We start from the raw sequence: 15,217 nt of genomic DNA, 5'->3' as shown, positions 1-15,217 counted from the left end.
GCAATGAGCTACGCCACATCCTTTGTCAAATCCGCATCGAACCGACCGGGGTCCGCCGTCGTAGGGCGGGCACGCAACGCATCGACGATCCTCCAGGAGGTCCCCGGATGAACCAACATCGACCGGAAGTCGACGCACAACGGGAGGCGGATCAGGCCCGGTTCCAGGCCCAGCAGGACAGGCAACGGGACGAGGACGCCGCCAAGGTCGCCAACGAGAACGCTCTGATCACGATTCGGGCCACCTTGCGGGAGCACGGTGACCACGACTCGGTCGAGCACGCGGAGGCGATGCGGGGGATCCAGGCCGCCCGCACCACCCCGGGCTTCACCCGACCTCACATCGCCGCCCTGCGAGAACGGACCGTCGGCGAGATCCGCCAGTCCGACGACCAGGACAAGACCCAGACGCAGGACCCGGACGCCCAGCGACGACGCCGGAGCCGGGGCAGGTAATCCCCCACCACCCCGGCCGACACCAGGCCGGGAACCACCCGCACGACACACCGGAGCCCGGCAAGCACACTGCTCACCGGGCTCCGGCCCGCCCCGCCCTGCTTTCCCGGCCCTTCCCGGCCCGCCCCCTTGAGGGTGACCCGCGGCCTCGCGAACGTCACCGCCCCCTCAGGCCCGCTCGACGCCCGCACCGTCCGAGGGCTGCGAGGTGGGGGCCAGGGTCTCGGTGCCGGACCAGTCGACGTACTCGTCGGCGATGGCCCTGTCCGGCTCACCGTCCTCGTCGAGGGTGCTGTACGAGGCGTAGTACCGGCCGAAGCCGTACCCGCCGCTGGTGAGAGTGGCCACCGCCCACGGCCGCAAGGCGGCGGGCAACCGCTCCGGAAACCGCCGATCGACAGTGACCCGAACAACCCCGAGCAGGTCGTACGACTGCTCGAACGTCCCCGCGTCCAGCACCCGACACAACGAGAACGCGTGCGGAACCTTCCCCTGCTGGTAGACCCACCGACCCTCGGTCTCCATGACTACCTCCATCGTCTGGCGACTGCTTCCCAGCAGCATCGACCATCCCGATGGTTATATCAAGGGTCTGGCAGACTCGGTGTTTTGCGCGTAGCGTCTCTCAACACCGGGACCGATCCATGTTGGAGGAGTGGCATGAGCCCCAAGCCCGCACGTTCGCGCCGGATGTCGCAGCCCGCCTTGACATCGCCCACCGTCCACGCCTGGGAGCTGGGCATCCGGCTGCGGGAGCGCCGGGAGGAGCTGGGCCTGACCGCCGTCGCCGCCGGGCGGGCGAGCGGGATCACCCAGGCGTACGTCTCCGGGGTCGAATCCGGTCGGGTCAAGCTGCCAGCCGACCGACTGGCCCAACTCGTCAAGATCTACGAGATCGAGCCGAGCGAGGCCGCCGAGCTGGAGGAGCTGCGCGTCGCGGCGATGCAGCGGGCCTGGTGGCACCAGTACTCCCAGCTCTTCCCGGCCGAGTTCCTCCGCTTCCTCGGCTACGAGGCCGGCGCGGCAGAAATCCGCAGCTACGACAACGAACTGCTCCACGGGTTGTTGCAGACCGAGGAGTACGCCCGTGCAGTAATCCGGGGCGGCAACACCTACGTCCGACTCACCGAGATCGACCGGCGTATCAGCGCCCGGATGGCCCGCCAAGCCAGGCTGACGGGCGAGGTGCCACTGCGGTTGACCACCGTCGTCGCCGAGGGCGCGCTGCGTCAGCAGGTCGGCGGCCCGACGGTGATGCGCGCCCAGCTCGACCACCTGGCCGCGCTGCTCACCGAACGCCCCCACCAGTTCGACATCCGGGTCATGCCCTTCGCCGCCGGAGCACACCCGGCGCTCGGCGGACCGTTCCAGATCCTGTCGTTCCCCTCGCCCCGACTGCCCGAGCTGGTCTGGCAGGAGGTCCTCACCTCCAGCGACATCATCGACCAGTCCAGCCGGGTCGCCGACTACGTCGTCACCTTCGCCGAGGCCCAGGAACGAGCGCTAAACTCGGCCGAGTCGTTGGCCCTGATCCAGCGGATCGCCGAGGAGATGACGTGACCACCCCCCACCGCGACTGGTTCAAGTCCACCCGCAGCTCCAACAACGCCGCCTGCGTCGAGGTCCGCCTCACCGAAGACACCATCGGCGTACGCGACTCCAAGGACCGCAACGGCCCCACCCTCGCCTTCCCCGGCCAGGCGTGGACCGGATTCCTCCAGGCCCTCAAGGCCGACCAGACCCCACACGCCTGACAGTCCGGCGGGTGCGCGCCACCGATCGCCGCGCTTCCCCGGACACGTGAACTCCTCTGCCCCTCCCGTGAGCCAAGACCACGGGAGCGGTTTCACGATCAGGAACCGGCACGGCCGCCGGGCGACAGATACTCCTTCACGCCCTTTCGAGCTGCCCGCATAGACGGGGCTGATGCACAAACCTCGACCCAGTCACCGATCGCGGCGAACGTGCACGCCCCGGCCATCACCGCACACACCGCCACCGCGAGCACACTGGCCAGGGGGTACCGGACACCCTGCAGGTCACGCGGGTCGGGCACCCGCGCCAGGGCCTCCAGCAGGCCATATGCCTCGCGGCCACCCGTCGGGGAGTCGGTCAGGGCGAGGGCGTGCTGACGGATCGCGTCAATCAGCGATGATGACATGCGCGGGTGTGGTCCTTCTCGGTGTCATGCTGTCTCAGCAACTTCATGATCACCGACGGGCCACACCCGTTCCGCCCCACCCTCCACACAGGCCACGGCCCTACGTACTGCCAGGTCAGACGCACCTCAAACGACTACGCAAAAGCCCTGCCGTCTCGGTGGGATGACTGGCGATCGAGTTCTCCGGGGCACTGCAGGACCTTGAGGGACAAAAATCAGGAAGCACGCCGCAGAATTGCGACAACGTGAATGGCGAAAGTTCCCTTTTTCTACCGCAGCGATGGAAAAAGTCTCGATCTTCCCAGTCTGAGTCAAGGGAATCATTGATTAGCTCCAGCACTCTTACTTCCCTCAGGTCACGCCCATCCTGCGAGCCTGCAAGCAACCCGGCCAAGGAGCTACGAAGCGAAGACCAACCAAAAACGTGAGCGAGATACTGCACGACCTCTACGGGGATATGGAGATTCTGAACATTTCGCACTCGCTTGAGGAGCTCAATCTCCAGCAAACCTTCACTCCCTGAAGAGCGAATCAAGTCGCAAAAATCTTTCAGAGGTTCATCGACTTCCAGCGTGGATCTCGACTCGAGCAGACGCTCCCCGACACGAGCAAGGAACTCGGAAATATCCACCGGATTCAGCACTGATACCCTCTTTCTACCATCTCTCCTTATAGGATTTCGGCCCCACGAGGTTGCAATCTCAGACGGGCGAAGGGTCAGAGTGGGCTGCCGACCCGGGTCCGCCGCCAGCACGACGGCTTTCCAAATTTCACCAAGATGTTTGGCTGTTTCTTCGACCGTGAAACGGTCATCCGAGACGCGAGGGGGATTGACGTGACCGTAGGCGCCATTAACGGTCAGCTCGACGCCGACGCCGAAGGCATGAACGCACAGGATCCGAACATCAACGGTGCGTCCCACCAGTTCATTGCCCACCTCCCTCCACTGCGACAAGGGGAGATCATGGATGTCTCTGCCTTCTACCACGGCGCCCACAGCTTTTCCCTGCTTTGAGTCAGTCGATTGAAGAGGTCAATTTATCATGGGGGTATTTCCCATTCCAATCCAGGGCCACCTTCGCATAAAAGACCTTTGCCAAAGTATTTCTCGAACTCTGAACGCTTGAACATGAACTTGGTATAGCAGTCCTCGTGCGTGCCGACTGAATAATCGGCATACTTCTGCACCACGTCCTCAGTCCCGACATAGGCGTAACCATTGTCGCCCGCATACCGAGCAGAGTTAAGCCCGCTAGTAAGCTCATCGGCTCCGTTCCCCCTCTGCGCGGCGCGAGAGATGTGGATTAGGTCATCGGAATCGCCTGAACCGCAGTTGTGTACGAGGATCGGTTCGTTGCCGGCGAGTGCGTGGTAGGTGTGGGTGTTGGCGGTGGTGAGGTTGTGGACGGTGGCCCGCTGGGTGTGGCGGGTGATGGCGGTGATCTGGACGTGGGTGCCGGCGCTGGTGCGCAGCCGCTGACCGGGGTTGAGGTCGGTGGCGTCGACCCACTCGCCGAGGTCGACGACCCAGAAGGGGTGCCCGTCGGTGGCAGTGACGTCGGCCGTCTCGGTGCTTTGGTCGCCGTCGGTGTCGACGGTGATGGTGACCAGGTGCTTGACGCCGTCGCCGGTGATCGCGGCGGTGACCGTCTCCACCTCGGTACGCCCGGTCTCCGGGTCGGTGGCGACCACCCGATCACCGGGCTCCACCTCCTCGATCGGCTTGGTGCTGCCGTCCGCCATGAGCACGGGAATGCCGGGGATGAAGCTCGACGTGCATTGCCGTGGCCTTCTGGCGCCCAACCTCGCGCCTCGACTGCGCTTCCGGCTGGGACGCCGGTGGCCGCTCAACCGGTATAGAATTCGGCAATGAGCGCCTACTTCGCTAGGGTTCTTCGAGGGCTTATGCAGAACCGCCAACTATCAGCAAGAATCGCCAGCCGAGCCTCTGGGCGCGCCGAGTCGACCATCAATCAACTGCTTACAGGCAAGCTTCAACCGACGCCCCAGATCCTTCGAGACATCGCGCCTTCTCTCCGGCTGAATATCAATGATCTACTTGTCATTGCGGACTTGCCGATAAATTCTGGAAGGGCTGCGAAAGAGCCGTACCCCGCCACCACAGAGATTGGTCAACTGGTTGCCGCCGCCAGCTTCCTAGCCCCCACACAAGTCAAGCTGCTAGTCCAATCGGCTAGGACCTTGAGGGACAGAAATCAGGAAGAGCCCAGGGAACCCGTTACGGATTAGTTCGCCCGGACCGGGCTAGCGAAAAAGGCATGAAACAAACTCCCGCCTGCGCCACGAAGCCAAACCGTCTAATGTGTGGCAACAAGCAGTCTGCGAGTATCGTGCTCGTCAGCACCTGCTCATCAGGCAATGCGGGAAGCGACGAGCCAACTTTTGGCCAGAAGTGCTGGGACCATAGCCTGCGGGGTCACGATGCATAGCTCTGCAAGCAATCAAATGAACCCCACGCGCCATGCCGTTTCGGCCCGCACCCACGCAACATAGGCCCCGCTCCGCCAGCAAGTCCGGCCCGTCAACCAAGCCGTGACGATCGCCAAAGCAGTTCCGAATATTGACTGCCTTCGGATCCTCGTTGCGAGCAGCGAGCATCAAAGAATTCCCTCATTGAATTCATAGAGGTTCTCCACTCAGATAAGACATTCCCATCGTCATCCACGGTCTCGCGCGGGGAGATCGAACTCCATGGCTGACTGGGATCGAAGGCACCCCGAACCTCGTCCAGGAATAAAATTGAGTTCTGAACGTAAACAGTCTCGCTGTCTCGATACAGCGGCCAGCAACTTAAATAGTTCGCGGTTTCTGGATTCGACATGGAGGTCATCAGGCAAGACGTCGAGGACGAGCTCTCCCCTAAGGCAACAAAAGCCCTGCACCAACTACGCAGGTAATCAGGTATTCCCCAGAATTCGAGTGGCATTTCGAACGCCTCCGAGTAGTCATCGATTGTGATTCGACCAATCGCACACACACCACCCTCGTCCACCCCGAGGCCAGACCCTAACGACTCCACGTCAATCGCAAACATTTCACTCCTTCACATAGTTGAGATCGCTGTCATAAGTTCCGATTCTTTTACCTCTCCGATTGAACATTTTCCAACCATCCGTCACATTGTGGCCATCAACATCTCGCGTGATAAAGTTTTTTCCGTCCGTGAAAACCTCTTGCCTATGAGAGTCGAAGTGGGCTTTCTGGGAAGGAATTCGAGTTCGGTATCCCAATTCAGCAGCTCGATCTGCGTCGCTAGGAGCATACAGCGCCCGGTTCGCGGCGCTACGTTCAGCAACGGCCGCCGGGTCATAAGGATCATCCGGAAACCCGACTCCACACGAACCACCAATGTTATGTACGAGGATCGGTTCGTTGCCGGCGAGTGCGTGGTAGGTGTGGGTGTTGGCGGTGGTGAGGTTGTGGACGGTGGCCCGCTGGGTGTGGCGGGTGATGGCGGTGATCTGGACGTGGGTGCCGGCGCTGGTGCGCAGCCACTGTCCGGGGTTGAGGTCGGTGGCGTCGACCCACTCGCCGAGGTCGACGACCCAGAAGGGATGCCCGTCGGTGGCAGTGACGTCAGCGGTCTCGGTGCTTTGGTCGCCGTCGGTGTCGACGGTGATGGTGACCAAATGCTTGACGCCGTCGCCGGTGATCGCGGCCGTGACCGTCTCCACCTCGGCACGCCCGGACTCCGGATCGGTGGCGATCACCCGATCACCGGGCTCCACCTCCTCGATCGGCCTGGTGCTGCCGTCCGCCATGAGCACCGGGGTGCCGGGGATGAAGCTGTTGTTCGGGTTCTGACAGGAACCCCCGGCGGCCTTACCGCTCCCACCACCACCACTGGAACCACCGTGGGAACGACTACCGCCCCCGGAGGTACCACCCGGCTTGGAAGTCGACTTACCACCGCCTCCAGAGGCCCTACCACCGCCTCCAGACTTCCCACCGCCTCCGGACGCAGCCGATGAAGCCTTCGGGTTCAACTTGGCCTGAGGTCATTCATTATTCGAACATTTCGCGTGTGGGACAAAGAATGGCAACGTGCCTTCTCTGCAGGGGGCGCAGGTTTGGAAGAAGTCTGACGTAGGCGAGCGATTCAGGCGACCTCTGTGATGAGAACTCGATATTGGTGACGTAAATCCTCGGCCAAACGTCTACCGCCGTGTCGCACGACACCGCGCGCCCACCAGGATCGCTCGTCGATTCGAGAAAACGCGTCTGGGAGCAGTAGGGGACGAAACTTGGCGTCCACGTCTTCGACCCTTGCGCGAAACGCCGGAAGTTCAGCAAATCCCTGCAGCTCCGCCGCGTTCATCGCCCGCTCCAAGGAGTCTCGCGATGTCAGGTCGTTGAAGTAGTCCTGAGAATCACCCCGATACCCCCGCTCGCAAGCGTCAACAAAATTGACCCAACGAGCCAGGAGGGTCTCGGGCTCCGTGTCCCGCCACCGTCCCGAGGCCCTAACGAAGGCAGAAAAGGCAGCACGAAATGCGTCGTCGCCATGCGTCACCGCGCTAGCTCCTTCTCGAAATAGACGGCAGGGTCGTCGGGACGGAAGAAGGTGACTATCTTTCCGTTCCTCCGCATACCCACCTGTCCGGTTCTGGGATCGTACCTGACCAAAGTACCGTCGGTTCGGGCACCTTCCTTCACACCTACCGGACAAGCATCCGAGCACATGAGAGCCTTCGAATCAGCTACAAATCTCTCGAATCCGCCGTTTTCATCGTCGTACTCTGGCATGTCCGGTCTTCGAGTGAAATTGCCGTCGTCATCCATGCCGAGGACGTGCTTGTCGTAATGCGCGTCCGCACTGTTGTTTCCATAGGTCTCCCAGCCGCAGTTGTGGACCAGCACGGCTGTGAGGCCAGCTTCTACATGGTAGGTGTGGGTGTTGGCGGTGGTGAGGTTGTGGACGGTGGCCCGCTGGGTGTGGCGGGTGATGGCGGTGATCTGGACGTGGGTGCCGGCGCTGGTGCGCAGCCACTGGCCGGGGTTGAGGTCGGTGGCGTCGACCCACTCGCCGAGGTCGACGACCCAGAAGGGATGCCCGTCGGTGGCAGTGACGTCAGCGGTCTCGGTGCTTTGGTCGCCGTCGGTGTCGACGGTGATGGTGACCAAATGCTTGACGCCGTCGCCGGTGATCGCGGCCGTGACCGTCTCCACCTCGGCACGCCCGGACTCCGGATCGGTGGCGATCACCCGATCACCGGGCTCCACCTCCTCGATCGGCCTGGTGCTGCCGTCCGCCATGAGCACGGGAGTGCCGGGGATGAAGCTGTTGTTCGGGTTCTGACAGGAACCCCCGGCGGCCTTACCGCTCCCACCACCACCACTGGAACCACCGTGGGAACGACTACCGCCCCCGGAGTTACCTCCCGGCTTGGAAGTCGACTTACCACCGCCTCCAGAGGCCTTACCACCGCCTCCAGACTTCCCGCCGCTGGTGGAAGTGGCCGATGAGGCCTTCGGGTTCGACCTGGCCTGAGCCTGCTTCTGAACCGGGTTACCGGTCTTCTTGGCCTGGTTCACCGCCCGGTTGCTGGTGGTGTTGACCTTCGCTGCGGCCTTCTTCTTCGCCGCCTGGGCCGCCCGCTTCGCCCGCTCGATCGCCGCCTTCTTCGCCGCCAGAGCAGTAGCCTCGGCAGCTCTGGCGGCCCGGAGGGTGTTCGCTGCTATGCGTTTGGCCTGGAGCAGGCTTTGAACGGCTCGGAAGGTGCGGTGAACCGCAGCGATGACCTTCCCCGTCTGGTAGACCCTCTTCATCGGGATGAGGTTGGTGACGAGGTCGACGCAGGCCCAGACACTGCCGCCGAAGCAGCCCATCGCAGCGTGGAGGCCGATAAACTCGCCCAGAACATTCCAGGCCACGGAGAGAACAACGTCCATGATGCTCTTGGCCATCGTGGCGTTGGCCTGGGCGACACCGGCAGATGAGGTGCCCGCACCCTTCAGAGCCGCCTCGCGCTCCGACGCGTCCAGGGAGATGGACAGACCCGACGGGTCGGAGTGGGTGACCGGGTTGTTGTGGGCGTACGCGTACCCGTTGGACTGCAACGGGTCCGCCAGGTCGAGGACCGGGTCGGCGGAGAGGAACCGGCCCACCGCCGGGTCGTACAGGCGGGCACCCAACGGGGTGTAGCCGGACGCGTCGTCGTGGACGGCACCGAGGAACCCGGTCCGGGTCTCGGTGTTCGACGCCAGGTACCCGGTGCCCCGGGCGTTGCCGAACGGATCCTGCTTCCGGATCCTCGGCGTCATCGCCGACCCGTCGAGGGCCACCTCGGCATAGGGGGAGCCCTGATGGTCCCCGGCGATCGCCGCCAACTGGGACTCGCCCGCCCCGTGGGCGTACCGCAGGACACTCCCACCGGGGGCCGCGTACGAACGGTGGGTGCTGACCCACGTCCCACCCGACTGGACCGTCACCTGGGCCTCGCCCAGGTCGAGGGTGGCCTGCCGCCCCTGGACGGTCAACAGTCGGCTGCCGTCGGGGCCGTAGATGTGCCGGGTGTCGTACTGCGCCTCCCACCGCTGCGACGCCGCCCCACCCGCACACGCGGCGAGGACCGTCGGGGTCCCGTCGGCGGTGGCCGTCCCCTGCACCGCCAGACACAGACCCGAACCGACATGCGTCAACTGACCGGTCGAGGACCGTTCCCACCGCTGACCGGCCCCACCGTCGCACTTCTGCAACTGGACCGCCGAACCGGCGGCGCTGCCGGCAGGCTGGAGGCACCAGTCGTCGTAGACGGTCACCGAGCCGACGTCACCGTCGGACTGGCCCGGGGCGGGGGCGAACGTCCACCGCTGGGCGGGGGTGCCGTTGCACGACCACAGTTGGATCGGCTGCCCGGCCACCGCCTGCCCACCGGTCAGGTCCAGGCACTTACCCGCCACCCCGACGTACGGGGACCGGCCCTTGCTGCCCTGCCCGGTGATCCGCTCGACCTGACCGTCGTGGGTCCACGTCAGGGTCTGCTCGTCGCCGTTCTCCACCGACGCGACGGACCTGGTCTCCCCCGTCGCCTCGTACAGGCGCTGGGCGACAGCGGTGATCTCCGCGCCGGCCGGGGTGGTGTACTCCTTCGTGACCCGGGTCAGGGTGCGCGGCTGCCCGCCGTCGACCCGACCGTAGGTGTAGGTGGAGGTCGCGTCCTTCGCGGTGTCCCCGGTGATGTCCTTCTCCACCAACCGGGTCCGGTTGCCGAGCAGGTCGTAGGAGTACTGGTGCCAGTATCCGGTCCCGTCCGGACCGGCAGCCACGTTCGGGACACCGTCCGGACCCGCCGCACCGGCGATGCACGACGTCAGGTTGTTCGAGGTCCAGGCGGTGGTGAGCTGGCCGACGGCGTCGTACCTGAAGCACTGCCGTTCCTGGATCCCGATCGCCCGTTCCCGGATCGAGTTGACGTTCCCGGCGTTGTCGTAGCCGTAGGAGCGGTGGGACACCAGGTTCCCGGCGACCCGGGCGGTGTGTCCCTTCTGCTCGCGGTAGACCTGCTGGTCGGTGAGGGCACCGCTGGCGTCGTCGTACGAGGCCGTCGTCCACACCCGGGACGGCTGGGCCCCGAGGGTGGAGCGCAGCACCTGGCCGTACGGGGAGTAGACGGTCTCCGAGCCGTACCAGTCCTTGCCGGACACCGACAGGGGCAGCCCGTCGGCGGTGTACCGGACCAGCATCTTCTCGCTGGGCAGGGCGCCGACGGCCGGGAGGGTGACCGATTCGGGCAGACCGGTGTCGGTGTAGGTGTAGTCGTACCGGTAGGTGGGGGCCAGCCCCCAGGCGGTGGCGATCGCGGTGGGGAGGGTCAGGGTGGTCGAGGTCGGCTGGTAGTCGTCGGTGTACCCGCCGATCGACTGGGTGTACGGCAGTCCGTCGGTGAACCGGGTCGCGGTGGCCGGGAGCCCCTTGCCCCGGGTGGCGGTGTCGTAGGTGTACTGGCCGAGGAGGGTTCCGGTGCTGCCGCCCAGCCGCTGCTGGGTCGGGCGGGACAGCTCGTCGTACCCGTTCCAGACGGTGATCCCCCGGGCGTTGGTGGAGGTCACCTGCCGGTCGCGGTGGTCGTACCCGACGGTGGTGGTGCCGGTGTCCGGGTCGGTGGCGCTGGCCAGCCGGCCCCGCCTGTCGTACGCCCAGGTCCAGGGGCGGGACGGGTCGGCGGAGTGGGTGGCCTTGGCGAGCTGCCCCCGGTCGTCGTACTCGTATCGCATCGAGGTGAACGCGGTACGCGCCGAGTTGGTGAAGGTGTCGACCCGGGCGGTCCGGCCCAGGGCATCGGTGTACAGCCGGTACGAGGGCGCCCCGGTCGGGTTGATCACGGTGGAGTGGTCGGCCCCGTAGCTGTACCGGGTGGCCCGCAGGGGCACCTCGACGCCGTGGTGGATCGGCATCTCCTCGACGACCCGACCGAGCCCGTCGTAGGCGTAGTGGGTCGCGTTCGGCACCGCGGCGGGGGCCTCGTCGGTGGCCGCCGGGGTGAAGAGCGTCCCGTTCGGAGCACCGTCGGCGTAGTAGGCGTTCTGGGTCCGCCACACCTCGCCGGAGGCGTTGTGGAAGATGTCGGTGATCAGGCGACCCCCGCCGACGGCCCCCTCCTGGGTCTGCCGTTCCCGGCCCAGGCCGTCGTAGATGGTGACCGAGGTGTCGATCCGGTTGTCGTGTCCCCGCAGCCTGGTCAGGACGTACGACGGTTTTCCGGTCTCGACGACGTACTCGGCGGCGAAGTCGGGGGTGGCGGTGGTGCTCCGGCCGGGTCCCCACGCCTGGACGAGGCGGCCGAGGGCGTCGTACCGGGCCTCGCTGACCAGGTCGTTGAGGTCGGTGCTGCGCAGGACCACGTCCCGCCCCGGGTCGATCTCCTGGATCTGCCGGTGTTGCAGGGAGTTGCTCTCCCGGACCTGGAAGGCCTGGCCGGTGTCGGGGGTGTACGTGGTGGTCGAGGTCTTGCCGTCGGGGTCGGTGCGGCCGGTGACCCGGGCGTGGGCGTCGAAGGTGACGGTGCCGTCGGACTGGTAGCCGGTCCCGGCGCCGTTGAGCGACCAGGTCTGGGTGACCAGTCCCCGGGCGTCGACTGCCAGTGCGGTGCCGTACGCGGCGCCGTCGTAGCCGATCCGGCTGGCCGAGGCGAGCGTGCCCAGGTCGTCGAAGGTGGCGGCGGCGCAGGTGGTCGGGCTGGTCCGCAGCTGCCGGGTCAACCCGATGAGGTGCTTGTCGGTACGGTGCACGTACTGCACCGACGTGCAGGACTCGTCCCCGGTGCGCCCGGTGTCCCCGAGGGACTCGATCGACGTCGGCAGACCGTACGTCGTCTCGTAGGTGGTCCTCGACTCGACTGTCCGCAGGGTACGGGTGTCGTCCCCGGTGCCGGAGGACCTGGTGAACGACCGGGTCCGGGGTTCGGTGACCCGCCAGGCCCGCAGCGGGGTGAGCCCGTCGTCCCGGTCGCGTCGGCCCAGTTCCAGGGCCTCCGGGTAGGTGACGCTGCGGGTCAGCCAGTTCGAGTCGGCGTGCTCGGCGCTGCTGTAGGTCAACTCCTCGGCGATCCGCCCGGCGAAGGCCTCCCGGTCCTTGGCGATCTCGGTCCCGGTGACGTCCGGGACGGAGACCGTGTCACCCATCCCCCGGAAGTACCTGGCGACGGACTTCGTACGCCGACTGCCGTCGCTGTCGTCGTCGTTGCCGGTCAGGACGGTGACCTGGGCGAACCCGGCGAACTGGGAGTAGGTCCGGGTGGACTTCTTGGTGAACTCCTGCTCGGCGAGCTTCCACCCGGGGGTGTCGTAGGCGTACCTGGTGATGGTGTTGACCGCCGGGCCGTCGATGACGGGCAGCTCCTCGACGCTCTCCACGACGTACTTGTGGAACCAGTCGATCTCCTCGGCGGCCGGGTCGGGGTGCCAGAACGCGGGATAGCAGAGCCGGGTGTTCGATCTCAGGGCCGTGGTGTCGGTCTTTCCGGGCAGGCCCGCACCGGTCGCACAGGCGCCGGTGGGCTGCCGGTAGGTGACGACGGTCTCCCCGCCGTACTCGTTGATGACCCGGGCGATGCGCAGCCGGGAGAACCCGGGGCGGTGGTCGTTGCGGACCCGGTTCGGCATGTCCTCGACGTTGGACTCGAACCGGACCGGGTTGAGGCTGACCCGGTCGGTGCCACCGGCCCGGCCGTAGCCGGTCCGGGTCACCGACTCCAGCCAGAGGGCGGTGTTGGTGCCGGTCTGCAGGATCGGGAAGGACTGCTTGAGCTGGTACTCGTCGACGACCTGCCGGGCGGTGCTGCCGGGCTGCCGCTGCGTCCAGGTGGTGATCTTGTCGAGGCGCTTGCGGGTGAAGAAGGACGGGGAGGCGTTCCAGCACTTCTGCCCGCCCGTGCAACGCAGGTCCGCCGGGGTGTCGTACCAGATCCGGTACCTGGCGGGTTCCTTGCTGGTGAAGTTCGCCTCGGTGCAGGTGAGGCTCCCCTCGGCGAAGCAGCGCTCGGCGACGGAGAAGGTCACCTGGGACACCGGCGGGGCGGAGAAGAGAGTGCTGCGCCGCTGACCGTAGTCGATACGGGTCAGGTAGCCGCCTCGGTCGTACCGGACGGGGTCCTTGAAGTTGAAGTTGCGGGCGTAGTGGTTGGTCTCCTTGGTCCACCACAGGCTCATCGCGTTGCCGTGGACGTCCTCGACGTAGTCCAGCGACCACCGCCAACCCTGGGTGCAGACCGAGGCCCCCCAGTTGCCGGCCTGGTAGCAGGGCTCCCCGGCGTGGTTGCCGTAGACGGGGACGGTGAGGACGGAGTTGGTGACCGGGTCCCCGGTGGACCACCCGGGCAGCCGGTGCAGGCCGAAGTGGTGCCGGGTCCCGTCCCGGGTGGTGACGATCCAGTATTCGCCGTCGGCGTCCCCGTTGGCCTTGCTTGTGTCCTTGACCAGTTCCACCCGGGACCCGTCGCCGTTCGCGGTGAACCAGGTCGCCTCGTCGGCGTCCCAGACCAGCTCGGTGGTGGACCCGCCGAGGGAGAGGGTGGCGTTGTTCGAGCCCCAGCAGAAGTCGCCGGTGCGGTGGGTGGCGTTGTTGGCCCCGGCCTTCTTCGAGTCCTGGGCGCAGTTGGCGTAGCTGCGGGTGATCGACCCGGCGCTGTAGTCCCAGCCGTCGCCGATCCAGGACGCCTGGTTGTTGGTGGCCGAGGTCCGACCGTCCACGGACTGGGAGGAGTACCCGAGGTTGATCTTCGGCTGGAGGCCGCCGGTCGCCTCCGGGACCTGGACCTGGTAGCCGTAGGTGAACGCGCCGGAGGAGGCACCGGCCGCCCAGGACCCCGAGGAGAGCAGCGGGGTGGCGGTGAAGTCACCGGCCGCCGAGGCCCCGGTGTCGAGGACGCCGACGACTCCGGCGGCGGTGGGAGACGCGGCGCGGGCGGCGGCCCCGGCGGGGGCGTCCTGGCCGGCGAGCAGGGCGGCCACCGAGACACTGCCGTTGACGATCCGGCGGACCGGCTCGTCGTCCTCGGCGGCGGTGGGTGCCTCGTCGGCTGCGACCAACTCCACCTCGCTGGTGACGACCGCTTCGGCGTCCTGACCGGGTGCCGAGAAGGGGGCCACCCGCAGCGGGGCCGCCCCGCCCTCGTCGGTGGCGCAGTCCCCGCCGTCGGGGTCGTCGAAGACGCAGTCGGGAAGCAGCATCAGACCGAACCGGTCAGCGGCCTGGGGGCCGTACAGGTCGGCGAAGGGGGTGTAGTCGACGCTGAGCGCCACCTCGGCGGCCGGGTCGGCGGTGGCCGGGGGCGTGACCTTCATGATCAGACCGGCGACCCCGGCGGCCTGGGAGGCCTCCGGCGCGGCCAGGTCGACGGTCCAGGTGCCGGCCAGGTCGGCCGGGTCACCCCCCTCCGGTACGCCGAGCGCCACCGGGAGGTCCTCCACCGGCAGGGGGACCCCGGGGGCAGCGGCGGTGAGGTCGACGGTGCCGGTGCCCTCCTGCCAGGGGTCGACGGCCTGCGGCTCGTACGGGACCGCCGGGACCTCGGCTCCGGTGGTCAGCTCGGAGACGGCGTCGATGTCCCGGTCGACGTGGACCATCGTCGGGATCTCCGGCAGCTCGACCGGCATCCCCGTCCGGCTCATCCCCGGTCCCGGGACCGCCCACGCCTCGGCGGGGACGAGGGTGACCAGGAGGGTGGAGGAGAGCGCCAGGGCGATGGTGGTCCGGGTACGGGACCGCGGGAGGCGGCCCGCAGTCGCCGGGTCGGGTCGGCCGGGCCGCCGTCGGGGCAGCAAACCGATTCCAGGCATACGTCGACTCCCACCCAGGCGCGAAGACGGAGGAAGAGCCACGGCGAGAGCCGTGACGGCGCACGTCAAACACGGCGTGCGTCCGAGCACTGTCGACCACCACGCCCGGTAACTCAAGATCGCTTTCGGTAGCCGCCGACGATCGGCGGTGATCTACGTCACCGGCGAACACTCACCCATGCCCACACACCGGAACTGTCCACCACAGTGGACTAATACTGATTCAGCCCTTAGATCACGTACCGCAAAAGGTGCATAAGATCGATCTCGCGGCGTAACCATCGATCACCAATCCGTGATC

The 15,217-nt window shown here is 66.4% G+C and carries 9 protein-coding genes and 2 pseudogenes; 3 read left to right on the top strand and 8 right to left on the bottom strand.

The window, feature by feature from the left end:
• Positions 1 to 107 precede the first annotated feature (107 nt).
• Positions 108 to 455 carry a hypothetical protein gene (locus tag WHN02_RS11085; RefSeq protein WP_434743246.1) on the top strand — a complete coding sequence of 116 codons (348 nt, stop codon included), beginning with the start codon at positions 108 to 110 and terminating at the stop codon, positions 453 to 455.
• A 168-nt stretch (positions 456 to 623) separates the two neighbouring features.
• On the opposite strand, the gene WHN02_RS11080 is transcribed toward WHN02_RS11085, so the two are convergent.
• Entirely contained in the window at positions 624 to 980 is a 357-nt protein-coding gene (locus tag WHN02_RS11080) for a hypothetical protein (protein WP_434743245.1), read from the bottom strand.
• 165 nt (positions 981 to 1,145) lie between these two features.
• Between WHN02_RS11080 and WHN02_RS11075 the strand changes: the two genes are divergently transcribed.
• The gene (locus WHN02_RS11075; protein ID WP_434743244.1) at positions 1,146 to 2,015 is read left to right on the top strand and encodes a helix-turn-helix domain-containing protein; all 870 of its coding nucleotides are present in this window, start codon (positions 1,146 to 1,148) and stop codon (positions 2,013 to 2,015) included.
• Positions 2,012 to 2,209, top strand: a complete 198-nt coding sequence (locus WHN02_RS11070; RefSeq protein ID WP_434743243.1) for a DUF397 domain-containing protein — start codon at positions 2,012 to 2,014, stop codon at positions 2,207 to 2,209. The genes WHN02_RS11075 and WHN02_RS11070 overlap by 4 nt, the downstream gene beginning before the upstream one ends.
• A gap of 98 nt (positions 2,210 to 2,307) precedes the next feature.
• Here the strand turns inward: WHN02_RS11070 and WHN02_RS11065 are convergent, their stop codons facing one another.
• From WHN02_RS11065 to WHN02_RS11035, 7 genes and pseudogenes are all read right to left on the bottom strand, one after another.
• Positions 2,308 to 2,616: a transposase family protein gene (locus tag WHN02_RS11065; RefSeq protein ID WP_434743242.1), complete on the bottom strand. Its 309-nt coding sequence runs from the start codon at positions 2,614 to 2,616 to the stop codon at positions 2,308 to 2,310.
• A 115-nt stretch (positions 2,617 to 2,731) separates the two neighbouring features.
• Positions 2,732 to 3,553, bottom strand: a complete 822-nt coding sequence (locus tag WHN02_RS11060) for a hypothetical protein (RefSeq protein ID WP_434743241.1) — start codon at positions 3,551 to 3,553, stop codon at positions 2,732 to 2,734.
• Positions 3,554 to 3,932: 379 nt separating this feature from the next.
• Positions 3,933 to 4,463 (bottom strand): annotated as a pseudogene (locus WHN02_RS11055) (polymorphic toxin-type HINT domain-containing protein); the annotation flags it as partial.
• A gap of 695 nt (positions 4,464 to 5,158) precedes the next feature.
• Positions 5,159 to 5,563, bottom strand: coding sequence for a hypothetical protein (locus tag WHN02_RS11050; protein ID WP_434743909.1), 405 nt, complete (start codon positions 5,561 to 5,563; stop codon positions 5,159 to 5,161).
• A gap of 109 nt (positions 5,564 to 5,672) precedes the next feature.
• The gene (locus tag WHN02_RS11045) at positions 5,673 to 5,867 is read right to left on the bottom strand and encodes a toxin C-terminal domain-containing protein (protein ID WP_434743908.1); all 195 of its coding nucleotides are present in this window, start codon (positions 5,865 to 5,867) and stop codon (positions 5,673 to 5,675) included.
• 114 nt (positions 5,868 to 5,981) lie between these two features.
• A pseudogene (locus WHN02_RS11040) lies at positions 5,982 to 6,632 on the bottom strand (polymorphic toxin-type HINT domain-containing protein); the annotation flags it as partial.
• A gap of 514 nt (positions 6,633 to 7,146) precedes the next feature.
• A complete protein-coding gene (locus WHN02_RS11035; protein WP_434743240.1) occupies positions 7,147 to 14,916 on the bottom strand; it encodes a ricin-type beta-trefoil lectin domain protein in 7,770 nt (2,589 codons plus the stop codon).
• Positions 14,917 to 15,217: the final 301 nt, after the last annotated feature.

Source organism: Micromonospora sp. SH-82, assembly GCF_051132485.1.
Taxonomy (GTDB): Bacteria; Actinomycetota; Actinomycetes; order Mycobacteriales; family Micromonosporaceae; genus Micromonospora.
The sequence above is the reverse complement of the archived record's forward strand: the minus strand, read 5'-3'. Positions and strand labels throughout refer to the sequence as shown.